18 protein-coding genes are annotated in these 20,907 nt (G+C 65.5%); 12 read left to right on the forward strand and 6 right to left on the reverse strand.

Going from position 1 to position 20,907, the window contains the following annotated elements; all coding sequences use genetic code 11:
* Positions 1 to 34: 34 nt before the first annotated feature.
* Positions 35 to 631, reverse strand: coding sequence for a YqiA/YcfP family alpha/beta fold hydrolase (locus ACSFA8_RS01960; RefSeq protein WP_435477839.1), 597 nt, complete (start codon positions 629 to 631; stop codon positions 35 to 37).
* 218 nt (positions 632 to 849) lie between these two features.
* On the opposite strand from ACSFA8_RS01960, the gene ACSFA8_RS01965 reads away from it, so the two are divergent.
* From ACSFA8_RS01965 to ACSFA8_RS01985, 5 genes are all read left to right on the forward strand, one after another.
* Positions 850 to 1,614 carry a response regulator gene (locus ACSFA8_RS01965; RefSeq protein ID WP_435477840.1) on the forward strand — a complete coding sequence of 255 codons (765 nt, stop codon included), beginning with the start codon at positions 850 to 852 and terminating at the stop codon, positions 1,612 to 1,614.
* Positions 1,615 to 1,619: 5 nt separating this feature from the next.
* Positions 1,620 to 3,434, forward strand: coding sequence for a sensor histidine kinase (locus ACSFA8_RS01970; RefSeq protein ID WP_435477841.1), 1,815 nt, complete (start codon positions 1,620 to 1,622; stop codon positions 3,432 to 3,434).
* A gap of 32 nt (positions 3,435 to 3,466) precedes the next feature.
* Positions 3,467 to 4,621 (forward strand): rod shape-determining protein RodA, encoded by a 1,155-nt coding sequence (gene rodA / locus ACSFA8_RS01975; RefSeq protein WP_435477842.1) that lies wholly within the window; start codon positions 3,467 to 3,469, stop codon positions 4,619 to 4,621.
* A gap of 139 nt (positions 4,622 to 4,760) precedes the next feature.
* Positions 4,761 to 6,221 (forward strand): metalloprotease TldD, encoded by a 1,461-nt coding sequence (gene tldD / locus ACSFA8_RS01980; RefSeq protein ID WP_435477843.1) that lies wholly within the window; start codon positions 4,761 to 4,763, stop codon positions 6,219 to 6,221.
* A gap of 298 nt (positions 6,222 to 6,519) precedes the next feature.
* A complete protein-coding gene (locus ACSFA8_RS01985; protein ID WP_435477844.1) occupies positions 6,520 to 7,638 on the forward strand; it encodes a 3-deoxy-7-phosphoheptulonate synthase in 1,119 nt (372 codons plus the stop codon).
* A gap of 2 nt (positions 7,639 to 7,640) precedes the next feature.
* Here the strand turns inward: ACSFA8_RS01985 and ACSFA8_RS01990 are convergent, their stop codons facing one another.
* On the reverse strand, positions 7,641 to 8,150 hold the full coding sequence (locus ACSFA8_RS01990; RefSeq protein ID WP_435478436.1) for a cupin domain-containing protein: 510 nt from the start codon (positions 8,148 to 8,150) through the stop codon (positions 7,641 to 7,643).
* Positions 8,147 to 9,544 (reverse strand): UDP-N-acetylmuramate:L-alanyl-gamma-D-glutamyl-meso-diaminopimelate ligase, encoded by a 1,398-nt coding sequence (mpl, locus tag ACSFA8_RS01995; RefSeq protein WP_435477845.1) that lies wholly within the window; start codon positions 9,542 to 9,544, stop codon positions 8,147 to 8,149. The genes ACSFA8_RS01990 and mpl overlap by 4 nt, the downstream gene beginning before the upstream one ends.
* Before the next feature lie 67 nt (positions 9,545 to 9,611).
* On the opposite strand from mpl, the gene ACSFA8_RS02000 reads away from it, so the two are divergent.
* The 7 genes from ACSFA8_RS02000 to ACSFA8_RS02030 all read left to right on the forward strand — a co-directional run bounded on the left by ACSFA8_RS02000 (position 9,612) and on the right by ACSFA8_RS02030 (position 15,717).
* The gene (locus ACSFA8_RS02000; RefSeq protein WP_435477846.1) at positions 9,612 to 10,208 is read left to right on the forward strand and encodes a hypothetical protein; all 597 of its coding nucleotides are present in this window, start codon (positions 9,612 to 9,614) and stop codon (positions 10,206 to 10,208) included.
* A complete protein-coding gene (locus tag ACSFA8_RS02005) occupies positions 10,205 to 10,759 on the forward strand; it encodes a TlpA family protein disulfide reductase (RefSeq protein WP_435477847.1) in 555 nt (184 codons plus the stop codon). The genes ACSFA8_RS02000 and ACSFA8_RS02005 overlap by 4 nt, the downstream gene beginning before the upstream one ends.
* 101 nt (positions 10,760 to 10,860) lie before the next feature.
* The gene (gene accB, locus ACSFA8_RS02010) at positions 10,861 to 11,316 is read left to right on the forward strand and encodes an acetyl-CoA carboxylase biotin carboxyl carrier protein (RefSeq protein ID WP_435477848.1); all 456 of its coding nucleotides are present in this window, start codon (positions 10,861 to 10,863) and stop codon (positions 11,314 to 11,316) included.
* Between the two features lie 2 nt (positions 11,317 to 11,318).
* Entirely contained in the window at positions 11,319 to 12,668 is a 1,350-nt protein-coding gene (gene accC / locus ACSFA8_RS02015; protein WP_435477849.1) for an acetyl-CoA carboxylase biotin carboxylase subunit, read from the forward strand.
* A 13-nt stretch (positions 12,669 to 12,681) separates the two neighbouring features.
* Entirely contained in the window at positions 12,682 to 13,563 is an 882-nt protein-coding gene (gene prmA / locus ACSFA8_RS02020; RefSeq protein ID WP_435477850.1) for a 50S ribosomal protein L11 methyltransferase, read from the forward strand.
* A 39-nt stretch (positions 13,564 to 13,602) separates the two neighbouring features.
* A complete protein-coding gene (locus ACSFA8_RS02025) occupies positions 13,603 to 14,772 on the forward strand; it encodes a zinc-ribbon and DUF3426 domain-containing protein (protein ID WP_435477851.1) in 1,170 nt (389 codons plus the stop codon).
* A 42-nt stretch (positions 14,773 to 14,814) separates the two neighbouring features.
* The gene (locus tag ACSFA8_RS02030) at positions 14,815 to 15,717 is read left to right on the forward strand and encodes a carbohydrate kinase family protein (protein ID WP_435477852.1); all 903 of its coding nucleotides are present in this window, start codon (positions 14,815 to 14,817) and stop codon (positions 15,715 to 15,717) included.
* Between the two features lie 81 nt (positions 15,718 to 15,798).
* Here ACSFA8_RS02030 and ACSFA8_RS02035 read toward each other — a convergent pair whose 3' ends face one another.
* From ACSFA8_RS02035 to ACSFA8_RS02045, 3 genes are all read right to left on the reverse strand, one after another.
* Complete coding sequence (locus ACSFA8_RS02035; RefSeq protein ID WP_286541717.1) at positions 15,799 to 16,260, reverse strand: histone H1-like DNA-binding protein; 462 nt, start codon at positions 16,258 to 16,260, stop codon at positions 15,799 to 15,801.
* A 193-nt stretch (positions 16,261 to 16,453) separates the two neighbouring features.
* Positions 16,454 to 17,686, reverse strand: a complete 1,233-nt coding sequence (locus ACSFA8_RS02040) for a ribonucleotide-diphosphate reductase subunit beta (protein ID WP_435477853.1) — start codon at positions 17,684 to 17,686, stop codon at positions 16,454 to 16,456.
* 141 nt (positions 17,687 to 17,827) lie between these two features.
* Positions 17,828 to 20,764: a ribonucleoside-diphosphate reductase subunit alpha gene (locus ACSFA8_RS02045; RefSeq protein ID WP_435477854.1), complete on the reverse strand. Its 2,937-nt coding sequence runs from the start codon at positions 20,762 to 20,764 to the stop codon at positions 17,828 to 17,830.
* Positions 20,765 to 20,907 lie beyond the last annotated feature (143 nt).

Consider the following 20,907-nt stretch of genomic DNA (forward strand, 5'->3'; position numbering starts at 1 on the left):
CGCAATTCAGGGCTCGCGTTCCGCCCACCGATGGCTACGCCGGCTGCAGGAAGGCGATGACGTCGTCCATGTGCGCCCGCTCGAAATCCGACAGTGCATGGTCGCCCTTTTCGAGCAGCTTGACGCGGCTGTTTGGATAGCGCGCCGACATCTCGCGCCAGTCGAGCACCTCGTCGCCCTTGGCCACGATGGCGAAGCAGCGCTCCGGCCGGGGCAAGGCGCCGACTTCGAGCCCTCGCAACTCATCGATGTATTCGGAGCGGAAGTAGAAATGCTGTTCCCGGTCGTGCCATTGGGACTGCGTGCCGATGTGGCGGGCCAGGTCGCGCGCCGGATGCACCGCGGGGTTCAGCAGCACCGCGGGACATCGGGTCATGCCGGCCACATAGGTCGCATAGAAGCCGCCGAGGGACGAGCCGACCACCGCCATCGAATCGCGCGGCCAGCAGGCAATGCCGCGCATGATCAGGTCAATGGCCTCGCGCGGCGAGGGCGGAAGCTGCGGACACCACCAATGCACCTTGGGGTGTGTGGCTGCAATGCGACGTGCCATCAGCTGCGCCTTGGTCGAACCGGGCGACGAACGAAAACCGTGCAAATAGAGCAGATGGGTCGTTGGCAATGATCGCATGCTATTAAATCCATAGCGGCTTGCGCAGTCGGGACGGGCGCTGCGGGCCTTTTTTTGTTTATGTTTTCGATCCCGTCAGAGCGCCGGATTCTCCGTGCCGCCGCGCTGTCGCAGAGCCCAGTGGGTGCGAGTGTCGGGGTCTATGGTTGTACCGGCATCCCATGAATTCGGGAAGCACGCAATGTTTCCCAAGTGTTACGGGCTTTATGCTCGTTGCCATGCCACCCATCGACGCAATGGATATCTCCGTGCCCCGCCCCTGGGGCGTCTGGGTGGTCGAAGACGACAGCCACGCGCGAGCCTTCTTCGAAACCAGCATTCGGCGCAGCCCGCAACTGCAGTGGCTCGGCGGGGCCGGTTCGGTGCGCGAGGCACTCGGCTGGCTCCAGGGTGACGGCGTGGCGCCCGATGTGGTGCTGGTCGACCTCGGGTTGCCTGACGGCAGCGGCCTCGACGTGATCGCAGCCGCAGTGGCGCGCTATCCGCAATGCGAGCCGTTGGTGATCTCGGTGTTCGGCGACGAAGACAGCGTGCTCGCCAGCATCGAGGCCGGCGCGCTGGGCTACATCCACAAGGACGCCGCGCCGGAAGACATCGCCCAGACCATCCTCGAGATGAAGGCCGGCGCCTCGCCGATCTCGCCGATGATCGCGCGCCGCGTGCTGGCGCGTTACCGGTTGCTGCAGACGGCGAACCGACCGGAGCCGGTGGCCCCCGTTGCGGCAGTGTCGGCGCCCTCTGTCGGCCCGGTCGATAAGTCGGATGCGGGCCGCTCCCTGCTGTCGGGGCGCGAGCAGGAAGTGCTGACGCTGATTGCGCGCGGCTTCTCCTACGCCGAGATCGCGCGGCTGCAGGGCTTGAGCGTGCACACGGTGCAGACGCACATCAAGCACCTCTACGGCAAGCTCTCCGTGCATTCGAAAAACGAGGCCGTGTTCGAGGCCATGCGCCTTGGGCTGCTGCGCCATCCGGGGACGGATTAATGGACATGTGGGTCCGGGCTGGCGCGTTCTGGCTGGTGTGGTGCTGCGCCGCTGTTGCGCCCGCCGCAGCGCAAGTGCTCACGCTGGACAGCGGCAGCGTGACCACCACGGTGAATGGCCAGACCCGCACGGCGCCGCTGCGCTTGCCCTACCACTGGGATCGTGAACAGGCCGCGCAGCCCGGCGCGGCCCGCTTCGACTTGCCGTTCACGCTGGCGAGCCGGCCCGATGGGCCCTGGGCCGTGTTCATTCCGCGCGTGGGCAACGTGTTCGATCTGCGCGTCAACGGCGCGCTGCTGCGCGTGCACGGCGACATGGAGCACGGCAACGGCGCCGACTATGCCAAGGCGCCGCGCTCCCTGATCATCCCGGCGCAGTTGCTGCGGGCGGGAGAAAACCTGATCGAAATAGGGGTGCGCGCCGACACCGGGCGCCGCGCCGGCCTGTCGCTCGTCATCGTCGGGCCGTCAGATGACGTGCTGCGGCAGTACGGCAGGTCCTACGCCTCGCGTTTCACCGGTTCGGTGCTGCTGGTGGGCTTCAGCGTGGTGGTCGGTGCAATCGCGTTCGCGCTCTGGCTCACCCAGCTCGATGCGGGGGCAGCCGGCGGCCGACGGCGCGAGGGCCTCTACCTCTGGGCCGCACTGGCCGAATTCTGCTGGGCGCTGCGCGTCGCCGATACCGCGATCATCAGTCCGCCCCTGTCATGGGTTCCATGGGGCATGCTGATGACCGCGTGCTATTCGGGCTGGGCGGCGTCGGCCATGCTGTTCTGCCACCACGTCGCGGGCTGGCACCGGAGCCCCTACATGCCCTGGATGCGGGGCGCCATGGCCGCGATGTTCACCGGTTCGGTCATCTGCTGCTGGCTTTCGCTGACCCGGGCCGATCCGCGCTGGCTGACCGGGTGGCTCGCGCTCGAACTGGTCGGCGTGGGGGCGTATGTCGCCATTTTTGCGGTGGCGACGGTGCGTCGGCCCAACCTGGCGCGGGTGCTGGTCGGGTCGGCGGCGCTGCTCACCGTCGCGGTCGCATTTCGCGACTGGCTGACGATCCGCCTCAGCGACAGCTATGGCGAGACCACCTGGGTGCGCTACACCTCGGTGTTTTTCGGCATCGCGCTGCTGGCGATCGTGATCAGGCGTTTCCGTACGGCCAGCACGCAGGCCAACGAGCTGCTGGGCACGCTGGCAGCCCGGGTCGCCGATCGCGAGCGCGAACTGGCCATCACCTACGCGAGGCTGGCCGAGGTGGGGCGCGAGCAGGCGCGCACGCACGAGCGCGCGCGCATCCTGCGCGATATGCACGACGGCGTGGGGTCGCACATCAGTGCTGCCATCCACCAGTTGCAGTCGGGCCAGGCCAGCCAGGCAGGGCTGTTGCGCACGCTGCGCGATTCGCTCGACCAGCTCAAGCTGTCGATCGATTCGATTCATCTGCCGGCCGGTGATGTCGGCGCGTTGCTGGCCGCGCTGCGCTACCGGCTGGCGCCGCGGCTGGCGGACTCGGGCGTGGCACTCGAATGGGCGGTCGACGAGTGCCCGCCGGTGGCGCGGCTCGACGCACCGGCCATGCGGCAACTGCAGTTCCTGTTGTTCGAAACCATCTCCAACATGCTGCAGCATGCCGGCGCCAGCGTGCTGCGCATCGAGGCCGGAATGCACGATGGCGTGCAGCGCCTGCGTGCCATTGACAACGGCTGCGGCTTCGACGCCACGCGCCCGCCGCGCGCGCTGCAACAGCGCGCGCTGGCCATCGGCGCACGCCTGACCCTCGAAAGTCGACCGGGCCGCACGGTCGTTCAACTGCAATTCGATTGAACCGGCCCCGCGCGCACCGATAATCGCGCACCATGTCGGCCGTCTTCCAGCAACCCTCGCTCGCGCGCCGCATCGCGCCCGTGTTCCAGGGCTTCGACGGTTTTCTGGCGTTTGCCGTGTTCCTGCTGGCCTGCGCCGGGCTGGTGACGATGTACTCGTCGGGTTTCGACCACGGCTCCCGCTTCATGGATCACGGCCGCAACATGCTGCTGGCCGGCTTCATCATGTTCGTGGTGGCGCAGGTGCCGCCGCAGCGGCTCATGACGTTCGCGGTGCCGCTCTACACGCTCGGCGTCGCGCTGCTCATCGCCGTGGCGATCTTCGGCATCACCAAGAAGGGCGCCCGGCGGTGGATCAACGTCGGGATGGTGATCCAGCCGAGCGAAATTCTCAAGATCGCGATGCCGCTGATGCTGGCCTGGTGGTTCCAGCGCCGCGAAGGGCAGTTGCGGCCGCTCGACTTCGTGGTCGCCACGGTGCTGCTGGCCATACCGGTGGGGTTGATCATGAAGCAGCCCGACCTCGGCACCTCGCTTCTCGTGCTGGCGGCCGGGTTGTCGGTGATCTTCTTTGCGGGACTCTCATGGAAGCTGATCGTGCCGCCGGTGGTGATGGGGCTGATCGCCGTGGCGCTGATCGTCGGCTACGAATCGACGCTGTGTGCCGACGGCTTTGACTGGCGCGTGCTGCACGACTACCAAAAGCAGCGCATCTGCACGCTGCTTGATCCCTCCAAGGATCCGCTCGGCAAGGGCTTCCACATCATCCAGGGAATGATCGCGATCGGCTCCGGCGGGGTCGGCGGCAAGGGCTTCATGCAGGGCACGCAGACGCATCTGGAGTTCATTCCGGAGCGCACCACCGACTTCATCTTCGCGGCCTATTCCGAGGAGTTCGGGCTGGCCGGCAATCTGTTCCTGATCACCGCGTTCATTTTCCTGATTTTTCGCGGCCTGGCCATTGCGATGGACGCGCCGACACTGTTCTCGCGCCTGCTGGCGGGCGCGGTCACGATGATCTTCTTCACCTACGCCTTCGTGAACATGGGCATGGTGAGCGGCATCCTGCCGGTGGTGGGCGTGCCCTTGCCCTTCATCAGCTATGGCGGCACCGCGATGGTGACGTTGGGCCTGGCGCTCGGCATCCTGATGTCGATCTCGCGCGCCAAGCGCCTCATGCAGTCGTGAGCGCGGCGCGGGCCTGTCCCGAGGGGCGATTGCGTCCGGCCAGGCCAGCAGCTTCAATCGGCCAGCATTGCCCCCGGCAGGGGGTGGGCGAAGCGGACACGAAGTGCCGCGCAGCCTGGGGGCGAGCAATAATGCCTCGATGATCTCCCGCGAACCCACCATCGAGCGTCTTGCCACGGCGCAGTCGCTGCTTCTCACGCCCTTCGGCCTCGACGAGTCGCACCTGTCGCGCGCGCTGGCCGAGATCACGGCCCACAAGGTCGATGACGCCGATCTCTACTTCCAGTACACGCGCAGCGAGGGCTGGAGCCTGGAAGAGGGCATCGTCAAGACCGGCAGCTTCAGCATCGACCAGGGCGTCGGCGTGCGCGCGGTCAGCGGCGAGAAGACCGCGTTCGCCTATTCCGACGATATTTCCGAAGCCTCGCTGCTCGACGCGGCGCGCACGGTGCGCTCCATTTCGTCGGCCGGCCGGTCGGCCCGCACGAAAACACCGAGCCGCAAGATCGCCTCCAGCCGCTCGCTCTACAACGGCGTCGACCCGATCACCACGCTCGACAGCACCGCCAAGGTGGCGCTGCTCGGCCGTGTCGAAAAGCTGGCGCGGGCGCGTGATCCGCGCGTGGCGCAGGTTATGGCCGGGCTGGCGAGCGAATACGACGTGGTGCTGGTGGCGCGCGCAGACGGCACGCTGGCCGCCGACGTGCGGCCGCTGGTGCGCCTCTCGGTAACGGTGATCGCCGAGCAGAACGGCCGGCGCGAAATGGGTTCGGGTGGCGGCGGCGGCCGTTTCGGCCTGGCGTATTTCGATGAAGCCCACATTGCCGAATACGTCGAGCAGGCAGTCAGCGCCGCGCTCATGAACCTTGAATCGCGTCCGGCACCCGCCGGCGAGATGACCGTGGTGCTGGGCCCGGGCTGGCCCGGCATCCTGCTGCACGAAGCCATCGGCCACGGGCTCGAAGGCGACTTCAACCGCAAGGGCTCGAGCGCCTTCAGTGGTCGCATCGGCCAGCGCGTGGCGGCCAAGGGCGTGACGGTGCTCGACGACGGCACCATCGCCGACCGCCGCGGCTCGCTCAACGTCGACGACGAGGGCAATGCCAGCCAGCGCAACGTGCTGATCGAAGACGGCATTCTCAAGGGCTACATCCAGGATTCGCTCAACGCGCGCCTGATGAAGGTCAAGCCCACCGGCAACGGCCGGCGCGAGAGCTACGCGCACGTGCCGATGCCGCGCATGACCAACACCTACATGCTGGGCGGCGACAAGGATCCGAAGGAAATCGTCGCGAGCATCAAGAAGGGCCTGTACGCCACCAACTTCGGCGGCGGCCAGGTCGACATCACGAGCGGCAAGTTCGTGTTCTCGGCCAGCGAGGCCTACTGGGTCGAGAACGGCAAGATCCAGTACCCGGTGAAGGGCGCGACCATCGTCGGCAACGGCCCCGATGCACTGACGCGCGTGACCATGATCGGCAACGACATGGCGCTCGATTCGGGCGTCGGCACCTGCGGCAAGGAAGGCCAGAGCGTGCCTGTGGGCGTGGGCCAGCCGACGCTGCGCATCGACGGCCTGACGGTCGGCGGCACGGCCTGAATCCCGCTCGCCCCCAGTCTTCGCGCACTGCGTGTCGCTTCGCCAACCCCCTGCCGGGGGCAACACCAGCGGCCCGGCGAAGCCGGTTCCGCGGTGTTTCTGGCTTTGGGCGGTGGCTGTGCTAGAGTCGCGCCCTATGTCGCAACGCGCCGCTTTTTACTTTTCGTACTTTTGGTTCCGGATCTCCGGCGGCCCAGAGGCGAGCGCGTAAGACAAACGTACACCCCTCCAAAGACCGCCGGCGCTCATGCCCCGGCGGTTTTTTTATGCCTCTTTGTTTTTGATCCAGGAGCACACGATGACCCAGAACACCGCCCCCACCAGCGACAGCTGGTATGCGAGCGTCGAGAAAACCAGCCAGACCGACGACGAACGCATCAAGGACATCAACGTGCTGCCCCCTCCTGAACATCTGATCCGCTTCTTCCCGATACGCGGGACGCCGGTCGAAACGCTGATCACCGGCACCCGTCGCGCGATCCACGACATCATGGCGGGCACCGACGACCGGCTGCTGGTGGTCATGGGCCCCTGTTCGATCCACGACCCGGCCGCCGCGCTCGAGTACGCGCGCCGCCTGAAGGTGCAACGCGACAAGTACGCCGATTCGCTCGAGATCGTGATGCGCGTCTACTTCGAGAAGCCGCGCACCACGGTCGGCTGGAAGGGCCTGATCAACGACCCGTACCTCGACGAGAGCTTTCGCATCGACGAAGGCCTGCGCATCGCACGCCAGTTGCTGATCGACATCAACCGCGTCGGCCTGCCGGCCGGCAGCGAGTTCCTCGACGTGATCTCGCCGCAATACATCGGCGACCTGATCGCCTGGGGCGCGATCGGCGCGCGCACCACCGAAAGCCAGGTGCACCGCGAACTGGCTTCGGGCCTGTCGGCGCCGATCGGCTTCAAGAACGGCACCGACGGCAACATTCGCATCGCCACCGACGCGATCCAGGCGGCAGCGCGCGGGCACCACTTCCTGTCGGTGCACAAGAACGGCCAGGTCGCGATCGTCCAGACCAATGGCAACAACGACTGCCACGTGATCCTGCGCGGTGGCAAGGCGCCCAACTACGACGCGGCCAGCGTGGCTGCGGCCTGCAGGGATCTGGAAGCCGCCAAGTTGCCGCAAAGCTTGATGGTCGATTGCAGCCATGCCAACAGTTCCAAGCAGCACCTGAAGCAGATCGAGGTGGCCGGGAACATTGCCGCGCAGATCGCCGGTGGCAGCAAGAACGTGTTCGGCGTGATGGTCGAAAGCCACTTGCAGGCGGGCGCCCAGAAATTCGCCGCAGGCAAAGATCAGATCTCCGGCCTGGAATACGGCAAGAGCATCACCGACGCCTGCATCGGCTGGGACGATTCGGTGGCGGTGCTCGACACGCTGTCGCAGGCGGTGAAGCAGCGCCGCGGCTAGGGCTAGATCAGGCTGGCCAGGTCGGGCCAGTGGTGGCGCAGCAGCGTGGCTTCTGCGCCATCGGGCGCCATGAAAGAGAAGTCGGCAAAGTCGAAGCCCGGGCCCACGGTGCAGGCCGCCAGGCTGTAGTCGCCCTTGCTGTGGGCGACGATCGGCCGCGCGGCCTGCCACTGGCCGGCCGGCACCACGTGCTGCGGCCGGGTGCCGTGCAGGTCGACCGGGCCCAGCCGCACGTGGGCCGGCGCCGTGCGCAACGCTGCATCGCACGTCCAGAGCGCAATCGGCACGCCTTCGAGATGTACCCATACCTCGTCGGAAAGCACGCGGTGCCAGCGTGACTGCTGGTCTGCTTCGAGCAGGAAGTAGATGCTGGTCAAGGCGTCGCGCTGCGGCCGGCCATCGGTCGGGCCGACGCGTGTCGCCGAACGGAACACCTCGCGGTACCAGCCGCCTTCCGGATGCGGCTGCAGCCGCAGCGTCTCGATCAGTTCCTGCGCACGCACGGTGGTCAGCTCGCCTTGCGCAGCCCGGCGAGCAGCTTCTCATGCACGCCGCCGAAACCGCCGTTGCTCATGCAGACGACATGGTCGCCCGCCCGCGCCGCGGCCACCACCTGATCCACCAGCGGGGCGATCGCGCCGGCCACCTGCGCCCGAGCGCCCATCGGCGCGAGCGCGGCGGCCGCGTCCCAGCCCAGTCCGGCGGTATGGCAGAAGGCGAGGTCGGCCTGTTCCAGACTCCAGGGCAGTTGGGCGGCCATCGCGCCCAGCTTCATGGTGTTGCTGCGCGGCTCGAACACGGCCAGGATCCGGTCGGACTGGCCGCCCTTGCCATCGAGCTGGCGACGCAGGCCGTCTAGCGTGGTGCGGATCGCCGTCGGGTGGTGGGCGAAATCGTCATACACGGTGATCGCACCGCCATCGCGCTCGGCCGTGCCGCGCAATTCCATGCGGCGGCGCACGTTGCGAAACGATGCCAGCGCCGCCGCCGCCTCGGCCGGTGGCACGCCCAGGTGCTCGGCCGCCGCGATGGCCGCCAGCGCGTTCATCTGGTTGTGCCGGCCCGAGAGCGCCCATTCGACCCGGCCCACGGATCGACCCGCGCGCAGCACCTCGAAAGCATCGTCGCTGCCATCGGCCTGCCATTCGCCGCCGGCGCCGAAGCGTGCGAGTTCGCTCCAGCAGCCCTGCGCGAGCACGCGCTGCAGGCTGTCTTCGGTGGCGTTGACCACCACGCGCCCGCGCGCAGGCACCGTGCGCAGCAGGTGGTGAAACTGGCGCTCGATCGCGGCGAGATCGTCGAAGATGTCGGCGTGGTCGAACTCCAGGTTGTTCAGCACCGCGGTGCGCGGCCGGTAGTGAACGAACTTGCTGCGCTTGTCGAAGAAGGCGGTGTCGTACTCGTCGGCTTCGATCACGAAGCCTTTTCCCGAGCCCAGTCGCGCCGACACGTCGAAATTCAACGGCACGCCGCCGACCAGGAAGCCGGGCGCCTGGCCGGTGGCTTCCAGCACCCAGGCCAGCATCGAGGTGGTGGTGGTCTTGCCGTGCGTACCGGCCACGGCCAGCACATGGCGGCCCTGCAGCACCTGCTCGGCCAGCCATTGCGGGCCGCTGGTGTAGGGCAGGCCGGCGTCGAGGATCGCCTCCATCAGCGGAAATTTCGGCGTGCCGTCGTCCAGGCGAACCCGCGACACCACGTTGCCAATGACGAAAACGTCCGGCTTCAAAGCGAGCTGCTGCGCGTCGAAACCTTCGATCAACTCGATGCCAAGTGCGCGCAACTGGTCGCTCATTGGCGGATAAACCCCGGCATCGCAGCCTGTGACCTTGTGGCCGGCCTCGCGCGCGAGGGCGGCCACGCCACCCATGAAGGTGCCGCAGATGCCCAGAATGTGAATATGCATCAGCTGATTTTAGGGACGGCCCGTGGGGCCACTCCTGCATCGGCCGCCTTGCGGGCAGAATGCCGTGATGGACATGTCCAAGCGCGAAATCGCCGCCGCCGCTGCACGCCTCGTGGTCGAGGAAGGGCTCGAGTACGGGCCGGCCAAGCGCCGCGCCTTGCGCAGCCTTGGCCTGCCCTCGCGCACCGCGCTGCCCAACAACGACGAGGTCGAAGCCGAGGTGCGCGATTACATCGCGCTGTTCTGCGCCGACACGCAACCGGCGGAACTGAAGGCGCTGCGCGCGCTGGCACTTGAATGGATGGAGCGCATGGCCCCGTTCCGGCCTCATGTAGGCGGCGCGGTCTGGCACGGCACCGCGACCCGGCTCTCGGACATCTACATTCAGCTGTTCTGCGACGACTCCAAGTCGGCCGAAATCGCGCTGATCGACCATCACGTGGATTACGAGCCCCGCATGGTGACCGGCTTCCACGGCGAACAGGTCGAAGCGCTCAGCGTGCACGCGATCAGCCGGCCGCTCGGTGAAGAAATCGGCGTGCACCTGCTGGTGTATGACCTTGACGACCTGCGCGGTGCGCTCAAGCCCGATGCCCAGGGCCGCGCACCGCGCGGCGACCTGGCTGCCTTGCGGCGGCTGATGGAGCGGGAGGACAAGGCGTGAGCAACACCCCCTCCCCCGCGCGCAGGCGCTGGATCGTCGGTGGCGTGGCGGGCCTTGCAGCCGTCGCGGGCGCAGGCGGTGCGTGGTGGCGCGAGCACGCGCGCGAGGCAAATGCCGCTGACGCGCTTGATGAGGCGTTCTGGGCCCAGCGCTTCGATCGGCCGGAGGGCGGCGAGCTCGCTTTTGCGTCGCTGCGCGGCAAGCCGTTGCTGATCAATTTCTGGGCAACATGGTGTCCCCCGTGCATCGAGGAGCTGCCGATGGTCGATCGCTTCTTTCGCGATCAGGCGCCCAACGGTTGGCAAGTGGTCGGTTTGGCGATTGATCAGCCCAGTGCGGTGCGCAAGTTCCTGGCCCGTACCCCGGTTGGCTTCCCGGTCGGCCTGGCCGGGCTCGAAGGTACCGATCTGGTTCGTCGGCTGGGCAACACCGGGGGTGGGTTGCCGTTCACGATCGTGGTCAATTCGGCTGGTGCAGTGGCCGCGCGTAAAATGGGCAAGCTCGAGGCGACCGACCTCGATGCGTGGCGACGGGCCCCTGTTCACGGGTAGAATCCCGCGCACAATCCGGCATTTGGCGTTAAAACGCCGACATAAGCCGATTTTCAGGCGAGTTATTACCTATTGACCGGCAAAGCTGGCGCTGGAGGCCCATGGATCTGCGCAAACTCAAGACACTGATCGATCTGGTGTCTGAATCGAATATTTCCGAACTCGAAATCACCGAAGCCGAAGGCAAGGTGCGCATCGTCAAGGCCGGCGCCGCAGCGCCGGTTCAATATGTGCAAACGCTGGCGCCACAAGGCGGCCCGGCACCGGCGCCTGCTCCCGGGATGCCCGCCGCGCCCGCCCCGACAGAGGCTGCCGCACCCACCGGCCACGCGATCAAGTCGCCGATGGTCGGCACCTTCTACCGTTCTTCGAGCCCCGGCGCGCCGGCCTTCGTCGAAGTGGGCAGCCAGGTCAAGGAAGGCGACACGGTCTGCATTATCGAAGCCATGAAGATCCTCAACGAGATCGAGGCCGACAAGTCCGGCACCATCAAACAGATCCTCGGCGAAAACGGCCAGGCGGTCGAATACGGCCAACCGCTGTTCATCATCGAGTGACCATGTTCAAGAAGATTCTGGTCGCGAATCGCGGGGAGATCGCGCTGAGAATTCAGCGCGCTTGCAGCGAGATGGGCATCAAGGCCGTGATGGTCTATTCCGAAGCCGACCGCGACGCCAAGTACGTCAAGCTGGCGCAGGAGGCGGTCTGCATCGGCCCGGCGCCTTCGTCGCAAAGCTACCTCAACATGCCGGCGATCATTTCGGCGGCCGAAGTGACGGACGCCGAAGCGATCCACCCGGGTTACGGCTTTCTGAGCGAAAACGCCAACTTCGCGGAGCGTGTGGAGCAAAGCGGCTTCCAGTTCATCGGCCCGACGCCCGAGAACATCCGCACGATGGGTGACAAGGTGTCAGCCAAGCAGGCCATGATCAAGGCTGGTGTGCCCTGCGTGCCGGGCTCCGAAGGCGAACTGTCGGACGACGCCACCACCAACAAGCGCATCGCACGCGCCATAGGCTACCCGGTCATCATCAAGGCGGCCGGCGGCGGCGGTGGCCGCGGCATGCGCGTCGTGCACACCGAGGCGGCGCTGGTCAACGCGATCCAGATGACCAAGGCCGAGGCGGCGGCGGCTTTCAACAACGGCGCCGTCTATATGGAGAAGTTTCTCCAGAACCCGCGCCACGTCGAAATCCAGATCCTGGCTGACAAGTTCAGGAACGCGGTTTACCTGGGCGAGCGTGACTGCTCGATGCAGCGCCGCCACCAGAAGGTGATCGAGGAGTCGCCGGCCCCGGGCATTCCGCGCAAGCTGATCGAGAAGATCGGCGAGCGTTGCGCGGCGGCCTGCAAGAAGATCGGCTACCGCGGCGCGGGCACCTTCGAGTTCCTCTACGAGAACGGCGAGTTCTATTTCATCGAGATGAACACGCGCGTGCAGGTCGAGCACCCGGTGACCGAGTTCACCACCGGCATCGACATCGTCAAGACCCAGATCATGGTCGCCGCCGGCGAGAAGCTGCCGTTCACGCAGCGCCAGATCCAGATGCACGGCCACGCGATCGAATGCCGCATCAATGCCGAGGACGCCTGGAAGTTCACGCCGTCGCCGGGCCGCATCACCATGTGGCATCCGCCGGGCGGGCCGGGCGTGCGGGTCGACTCGCACGTGTACACCAACTATTTCGTACCGCCCAACTACGACTCGATGATCGGCAAGATCATCACCTATGGCGATACACGCGAGCAGGCCATGGCGCGCATGCGCACAGCCCTCAGCGAGACGGTGGTCGAAGGCATCAGCACCAACATCCCGTTGCACCGCGAGCTCATGGTCGACGCCAAGTTCATGAGCGGCGGCACCAACATCCACTACCTCGAAGAGTGGCTGGCTTCCCACAAGCGCTGAGCGAGACGCACGGGTGCACGAACTTCGCCTGCTGGTTCCGCAAGACCGTGTCGAGACGGTCAGCGATGCGCTCGACGCGCTCGATGCGCTGAGCGTTTCGGTCGAGGACGCCGACGCCCAGACCGATGCCGAGCAGGCGCTGTTCGGCGAACCCGGCATGCCGCCGCCCCAGGAGGGCTGGCAGCGCTCGCGCGTGATCGCGCTGTTCGCAACAGAGGCGCTCGCGCGCGAAGCGGCGCAGGTGCTTGCGGCGCAGGACTTCTTTGCCGGCTGCCAGATCCTTGGCGTGGCCGATGTGCCGGAGCAGGACTGGGTGCGGCTCACGCAATCGCAGTTCGCGCCGGTCGAGATCACACCCGAGTTCTGGATCGTACCGACCTGGCACGAGCCGCCTGCGCAGGCGCGCAAGGTGATCCGGCTTGACCCGGGACTGGCCTTCGGCACCGGTACGCACCCGACCACGCGCATGTGCCTGCGCTGGATCGCGACGCACCCGCCCGCGAACCAGCGTGTGCTCGACTACGGCTGCGGCTCCGGCATTCTCGCGATCGGCGCGGCCAAATACGGCGCGGCGCAGATCGATGCGGTCGACATCGACGAAGCCGCGGTGGAGTCGACCCGGCTCAATGCCGAAGCCAACGCAGTGCAGCTGCAGACCGGCCTGCCCGACGCAGCGCAGGGCTTCTATCAGACCGTGCTGGCCAACATCCTCGCCACCCCACTCAAGGTGCTGGCGCCGTTGCTTTGCCGCTATGTGGCGCCGGGCGGCGCACTGGTGCTGGCAGGCATCCTCGAGCGCCAGGCCGAAGAACTGACGCTGGCCTATGCGCCGTTTGCGCAGTTGCAGGTCAGCGACAGCGAGGACGGCTGGATCCTGATGACCGCCCGCCTTTAGCGGCGCGGCGTGGGGCACGCCACCTACAATTCCCGCCTCATGAGTCTTGTGACCCGCTGCCCATCCTGCGCGACCACTTTCAAGGTGGTGCGGGATCAACTGCGCATTTCGGACGGCTGGGTTCGATGCGGTCGCTGCAGCAACGTGTTCGATGCGACCCTGGATCTGCAGGAAGCGCCCGATGCGGGAACTGCAGCACCGGCCGCGGCACCCGAAGAGGATGGTGCCGCTTCGTCGTCGACCGAAGCCGATCCGCCCAGTGCGCCTGAGCTCGGGCCGGAGCGCGCCGCCTTGCCTGAACCGGAAGTGCGGTCTTCCACGCCGTTGAGAGCGGCGTTCCCGCCCCCGGCCTGGCCCGGGATTGGCGTGGTGGCCGACGAGCCCTGGCCCGCACCGTCTGCCCCGGCGCCCGCCGAGCCGATGCCAGTGCTCGCTCGAAGCTCGCTGACCAGTTCGGTCGAAGCGCTCGACGATTTCTCGGCCGTGGTCGAGCAGGCGGCCGACGCGCAGTTGCAGAAAGCCTTGCGACGTGCACGCATCGACGCGGTTCGAAGCGCACGGGCGCGCAAGGCGGCGCAAACGCCGACGGAGCCACTGCCGCGCGAGCAAACGTCATCGCCGCCAATGCCGGTGGTGAGCGCGGCAAGCGTGAACGAGCCCCGCTTGGAGGAACTGCCGCCGTCGGAGCCTTTGTTTGGCGAGCCCGCAGCGGTGGCGCACTCGCGTGGCACGAGAGCCGGCAGGGCGACTGTGATTGCAGTCGTCGTAAGCGCGTTGCTGCTGGTGCTGCAAGTGCTGCGCCACGAGCGCGACACGATCGTGGCGCGGCAGCCTTCGTGGCGCCCGGTGCTCGAGGCGCTCTGCGGCGCTATGGGCTGCGAGTTGTCTGCGCTGCGCCAGATCGGCGCGATCACGATCGACGGCGCGGCCTTTGCGCGCGAAAAAAGCGGAGACGGCTACCGCCTGAGCTTCACGCTGCGCAACGCGGTCGCGATGCCGCTCGCGATGCCTGCGGTCGAACTCTCGCTGCTCGACACGCAGGAACGCCCAGTGGTTCGGCGCGTGCTCATGCCCTCCGACTTCGGCGCGCCCCCCGTGCTTGCGGCCAAGGCCGAACGCACCGCCTCGCTGCCACTCGTTCTGACCGGCCTGGACTCTGCGGCGCTGCAGCCGGTGGCTGGCTACCGGGTGGTGGCCTTCTATCCCTGAGCGGTCTCATCGCTCCTTCTTTTTTCAACCAACGGTTCATCCATGGCAGCAGTGATTTGCGGTTCCCTCGCGTTCGACACCATCATGACTTTCGAGGGGCGGTTCGCCGATCAGATCCTTCCTGATCAGTTGCACATCCTCAATGTGTCGTTTCTGGTGCCCGCTTTGCGGCGCGACTTCGGCGGCTGCGCCGGCAACATCGCCTATGCCCTGCGCGCACTTGGTGGGGCGCCGTTCCCGATGGCGACCGTGGGCAGCGATGGCGCTGGCTATGTCGCGCGGCTCAACGAACAGGGCATTGGCACGGAGTTCGTCCGGACGGTGGCGGATGCCTACACCGCGCAGGCCATGATCATGACCGACCGCGACAACAACCAGATCACCGCCTTCCATCCGGGCGCGATGCAGCAGGCGCACATCACGCGCATCGAGGCGCGCGCCGATCTCAAGCTTGGCATCATTTCGCCCGATGGACGCGACGCCATGCTTCAGCACGCGGAGCAGTTCAAGGTCGCCGGTATTCCCTTTGTTTTCGATCCGGGGCAGGGGCTGCCGATGTTCAACGGCGACGAACTCGCGCGCTTCATCGAACAGGCCGACTGGGTCACGGTCAACGACTACGAAGGCAAGATGCTGAGCGATCGCACCGGCTGGGACAACGCCGAAATCTCGCGCCGTGTGCGCGGGCTGGTGGTGACGCTTGGCGCCGAGGGCTGCGAAGTCTGGATCGATGGCGAGAAGACGCACGTGCCGCCGGTGCAGCCGGAGGCCGTGGTCGATCCTACCGGCTGTGGCGATGCCTGGCGTGGCGCGCTGCTGTTCGGTCTTGAGCAGGGCTGGCCGCTGGCGAAATGCGCGGCGCTCGGCAATCAGATCGGCGCGCTCAAGGTCGCGCAGCGGGGGCCGCAGAACTACACGGTGGATCTGAAGAAAATCGGCCTGTAGCGCAACGCCTGGGCTGGTTGCCAAAAAAAAGCCCGACACCTTTCGGTGCCGGGCTTTTGCCTTTCACGGCCTCTGAACGACTCAGGGCTTGCTGGCCGTAGGAAACGGCCAGGCAGCTTGAGGGTTCAGCGTCGTTTGTGCCGCAGGGGCAGGGGCGACGGCGGCCTTGGCGGGTGCTTTCGCAGCCTTCTTGGCGGCAGGCTTGGCAGCGGGCTTTTTCGCGGCTTTCTTGGCCGCGGCCTTCTTCGCAGGCGCCTTCTTGGCGGCGGCCTTCTTCGCCGGAGCCTTCTTCGCAGCGGCCTTCTTGGCCGGAGCCTTCTTAGCTGCTGCCTTCTTCGCCGGAGCCTTCTTCGCTACGACCTTCTTTGCCGGAGCCTTCTTTGCTGCCGCTTTTTTGGCCGGGGCCTTCTTCGCCGGGGCCTTCTTTGCTACGACCTTCTTTGCCGGAGCCTTCTTAGCTGCCGCCTTTTTGGCCGGAGCCTTCTTTGCCGGAGCCTTCTTTGCAGCGACCTTCTTGGCCGGCGCTTTCTTTGCAGTTGCCATTTCTTTCTCCTTGATCAAGTTGAAAAATCAACCTTTTGAAGCACTCCACGCTCGCTTGTGAACGTGAAGCGATTCATGGCGTTGGAAATCAAGCTCCAGCACCATGAACACCGACGCCTCCCAACAGCCGCACTCTGTGGTGCGATATGCGCTGGGGGCAATTCTTGAAATCACTCATTCTTATCGGAAAACCTCAATCCCACGAGAGGGCACCACCCGACTGGTACTCGATCACGCGGGTTTCGAAGAAATTGCGTTCCTTCTTCAGATCGATCATTTCGCTCATCCATGGGAACGGATTTTCTTCGTTCGGGAACAGCGTTTCGAGGCCGATCTGCTGCGCACGCCGGTTGGCGATATAGCGCAGGTAGCCCTTGAACATGGAGGCGTTCATGCCGAGCACGCCGCGCGGCATGGTGTCTTCGGCGTACTTGTATTCGAGTTCGACGGCCTTCAGGAACAAGGCCTTGATCTCGGCCTTGAACTCGGCCGTCCACAGGCCGGGGTTCTCGAGCTTGAGCTGATTGATCAGGTCGATGCCGAAATTGCAGTGCATCGACTCGTCACGCAGGATGTACTGGTACTGCTCGGCGGCACCGGTCATCTTGTTCTGGCGGCCCAGCGCAAGAATCTGCGTGAAGCCGACGTAGAAGAACAGGCCTTCCATCAGGCAGGCGAACACGATGAGCGACTTGAGCAAGGTCTGGTCGGTCTCGTGCGTTCCGGTGTGGAAGTGCGGGTCGCTGATGGCATCGATGAACGGAATCAGGAACTGATCCTTCTCGCGAATCGACGTCACCTCGTTGTACGCGTTGAAGATCTCGCTTTCGTCCAGGCCGAGCGACTCGACGATGTACTGGTACGCGTGCGTGTGGATCGCTTCTTCAAAGGCCTGGCGCAGCAGGAACTGGCGGCACTCGGGCGCGGTGATGTGGCGATAGGTGCCCAGCACGATGTTGTTTGCGGCCAGCGAATCGGCGGTCACGAAGAAGCCGAGGTTGCGCTTGATGATGCGGCGCTCGTCGTCGGTCAGGCCGTTCGGGTCTTTCCAGAGCGCGATGTCGCGCGTCATGTTCACTTCCTGCGGCATCCAGTGGTTGGCGCAGGTGGCGAGGTATTTTTCCCAAGCCCACTTGTACTTGAACGGCACCAGCTGGTTGACGTCGGTCTGGCCGTTGATGATGCGTTTGTCGGCCGCGTTGACGCGGCGTGCAGCCGGCGTTGCAACGGCGGCGGATGCGACGGGCGCAACGCGCGCGGGAACGGCAGCGCCGTCATCGAGCGTCGAGCGGATTGCGGGGGTTGTTTGCAGCGTCGGGACTTCCATCGAGCGGCCGATCGGCGCGCCGTTTTTCGTGGAGTGCTGCAATCCTTGTTGCATGTCCTTTGGCAAGGAGGGCTTGACTTCTTCGTCCCAGGTCAACATAGAAAAATCCAATACTCAATTATGTGAGCAACGATGTGAGTTGCAAAGTGCTGCTTCACATCGCGCTCCAGTTATCTTGTTCTTATGTTGTTCGCATGCATCGCGTTTCTGTCAGGCGATGCCGCAAAGTTCACACAACGATCACTGACATGCTTCGCACGTCGGGTCATCCACACCGCAGAACGCGATGTCGGTGGCGGGCATCGCGCTCAGTTGTGCTTGCGCTGCGAGCGCTGCTGCTTCGAGCGCACTCATCCTCTGCCCATCGACGTTGTGGCTGTTGCTGCCACCCGATGACACCGCATTGAGGCGGCCCGATTGCACCGTCGACTTCTCGGCATGCGTCGCGCTCTGCGTGCGCAGGTAGTAGGTGGTCTTCAGGCCGCGCAGCCAGGCGAGCTTGTAGGTGTCGTCGAGCTTCTTGCCCGATGCGCCGGCCATGTAGATGTTGAGCGACTGCGCCTGGTCGATCCACTTCTGGCGACGTGACGCGGCTTCGACCAGCCAGGTGGTCTCGACTTCGAACGCGGTGGCGTAGAGCGCCTTCACATCTTGCGGCACGCGGTCGATCGGACGCAGCGAGCCATCGAAGTGCTTGAGATCCATCACCATCACGTCGTCCCACAGGCCCAGGCGTTTCAGGTCGCGCACCAGGTAGTGGTTGATCACTGTGAACTCGCCCGACAGGTTCGACTTGACCGAGAGGTTGCCGAAGCAAGGCTCGATCGAGGCATCCACGCCGATGATGTTCGAGATGGTCGCGGTCGGTGCGATGGCCACGCAATTCGAATTGCGCATGCCGTCGGCCTTGATCTTGTTGCGCAGCGCATCCCAGTCGAGCGTGGCCGACCGGTCGACCTCGACGTAGCCGCCGCGTGCTTTCTCGAGCAGGTCGAGCGTGTCGATCGGAAGGATCCCCTTGTCCCACAGCGAGCCCTTGTAGCTCGAGTACTTGCCGCGCTCCTTGGCGAGGTCGGTCGAGGCCCAGTAGGCGTGGTAGCAGATGGCTTCCATCGACTCGTCGGCGAACTGCACGGCTTCCTGCGAGGCGTAGGGGATGCGCAGTTCGTACAGCGCGTCCTGGAAGCCCATCAGGCCGAGCCCGACCGGGCGGTGGCGCAGGTTCGAATCGCGCGCCTTCTTCACGGCGTAGTAGTTGATGTCGATCACGTTGTCGAGCATGCGCATCGCGGTCGAGATGGTCTTCCTGAGCTTTTCCTGGTCGACCTTGCCGTCCTTCAGATGCTGCAGCAGGTTCACGGAACCGAGGTTGCAGACTGCGGTTTCGGTGTCGCTGGTGTTGAGCGTGATCTCGGTACAGAGGTTCGACGAGTGCACCACGCCCGCGTGCTGCTGCGGCGAGCGCACGTTGCAGGCATCCTTGAACGTGATCCACGGATGCCCGGTTTCGAAAAGCATCGTGAGCATCTTGCGCCACAGGTCGGAGGCCTGGAGCGTGCGGCTCGGCTTGATCTCGCCGCGGGCGGCCTTTTCTTCGTAGGCGACGTAGGCGGTTTCGAAGTCGGCGCCGAACTTGTCATGCAGATCGGGCACGTTGGAGGGTGAGAACAGCGTCCAGGTGCCCTTTTCCATCACGCGGCGCATGAACAGGTCGGGGATCCAGTTGGCCGTGTTCATGTCGTGCGTGCGGCGGCGGTCGTCGCCGGTGTTCTTGCGCAGTTCCAGGAACTCCTCGATGTCGAGGTGCCAGCTTTCGAGGTAGGTGCAGACGGCGCCCTTGCGCTTGCCGCCCTGGTTCACGGCCACGGCCGTGTCGTTCACTACCTTGAGGAAGGGCACGACGCCCTGCGACTCGCCGTTGGTGCCCTTGATGTGGCTGCCGAGCGCGCGTACGCGGGTCCAGTCGTTGCCCAGGCCGCCCGCAAACTTCGAGAGCAGCGCGTTTTCCTTGATCGATTCGTAGATGCCGTCGAGGTCGTCGGGCACCGTGGTCAGGTAGCAGCTCGACAGCTGCGAACGCAGGGTGCCGGCGTTGAACAGGGTCGGCGTGCTCGACATGAAGTCGAACGACGACAGCACTTCATAGAACTCGATGGCGCGGGCTTCGCGGTCGATTTCACCGAGCGACAGGCCCATCGCAACGCGCATGAAGAAGGCCTGCGGCAGTTCGATGCGATCCTTGCGCACGTGCAGGAAGTAGCGGTCGTACAGCGTTTGCAGGCCGAGGTAGTCGAACTGCATGTCGCGTTCGGCCTTGAGTGCGGCAGCCAGACGGGGCAGGTCGTACTGCAGCAGCTTCTCGTCGAGCAACTCGTTGTCGACGCCCTTCTTGATGAACTGCGGAAAGTAGTCGGCGTAGGTTTGTGCGCGTTCCGACGGCATCACTTCGCGGCCGATGATCTCCTTGAAGATCGTGTGCAGCAGCAGGCGCGCGGTCGCGAAGGTGTAGTCGGGGTCTTTTTCGATCAACGTGCGGGCGGCCAGGATCGAGGCCTTGTAGACCTCGTCGAGCGGCACGCCGTCGTACAGGTTGCGCATCGTCTCGGCCTGGATCGGCGCAGCCGTGATGCTGTCGCCCAGACCTTCGCAGGCGGATTCGATCAGGCCCTTGAGTTCGTTCAGGTCGAGCGCCACGCGTTCGCCACGGTCCAGCACATGCAGCGCCGGCGCGACGGGCGTGTCCTGTGCGCCCTGCCTGGCGCGCTCTTGCGTGCGGCGTTCGCGGTAGAGCACGTAGGCTCGCGCGATTTCGTGGTGGCCGCCGCGCATCAGGCCGAGTTCGACCTGATCCTGCACATCTTCGATGTGGAAAGTGCCGCCGCCCGGACGCGAACGCACCATCGCACGCACCACCGCCTGGGTCAGGCCATCGACCGTCTCGCGCACGCTGGCCGAGGCCGCGCCCTGGGTGCCGTGCACGGCCAGAAAGGCTTTCATCATCGCGATCGCGATCTTGTTCGGCTCGAAGGGCACCACCGCGCCGTTGCGGCGAATGATCTGGTAGTGCGCCAGGGCATCACCGGCGGGCGAGCCTGCGGTATCGCGCGGGCTGGTGCCGGCGGATTGGGAGGAGGGCACGGCACGGGGCGTGGCGGGGGTGTTCAGTGCTGTCTGCATTCGGGTCCTTGTTTAGCGACTGTTGTTGTGGGAGCGGCGCGGGAGGCCTGCGGGCCTGGGCGCGTGTAACGGAATATGTCTGAGCTAGGCAGACACTATATCTAGGGTGTGGAAGGGCCACAAGCCACTATATGTAGTGTTTT

Origin of the sequence: Variovorax nitratireducens (assembly GCF_051216545.1) — a bacterium.
Classification (GTDB): Bacteria; Pseudomonadota; Gammaproteobacteria; order Burkholderiales; family Burkholderiaceae_C; genus Variovorax.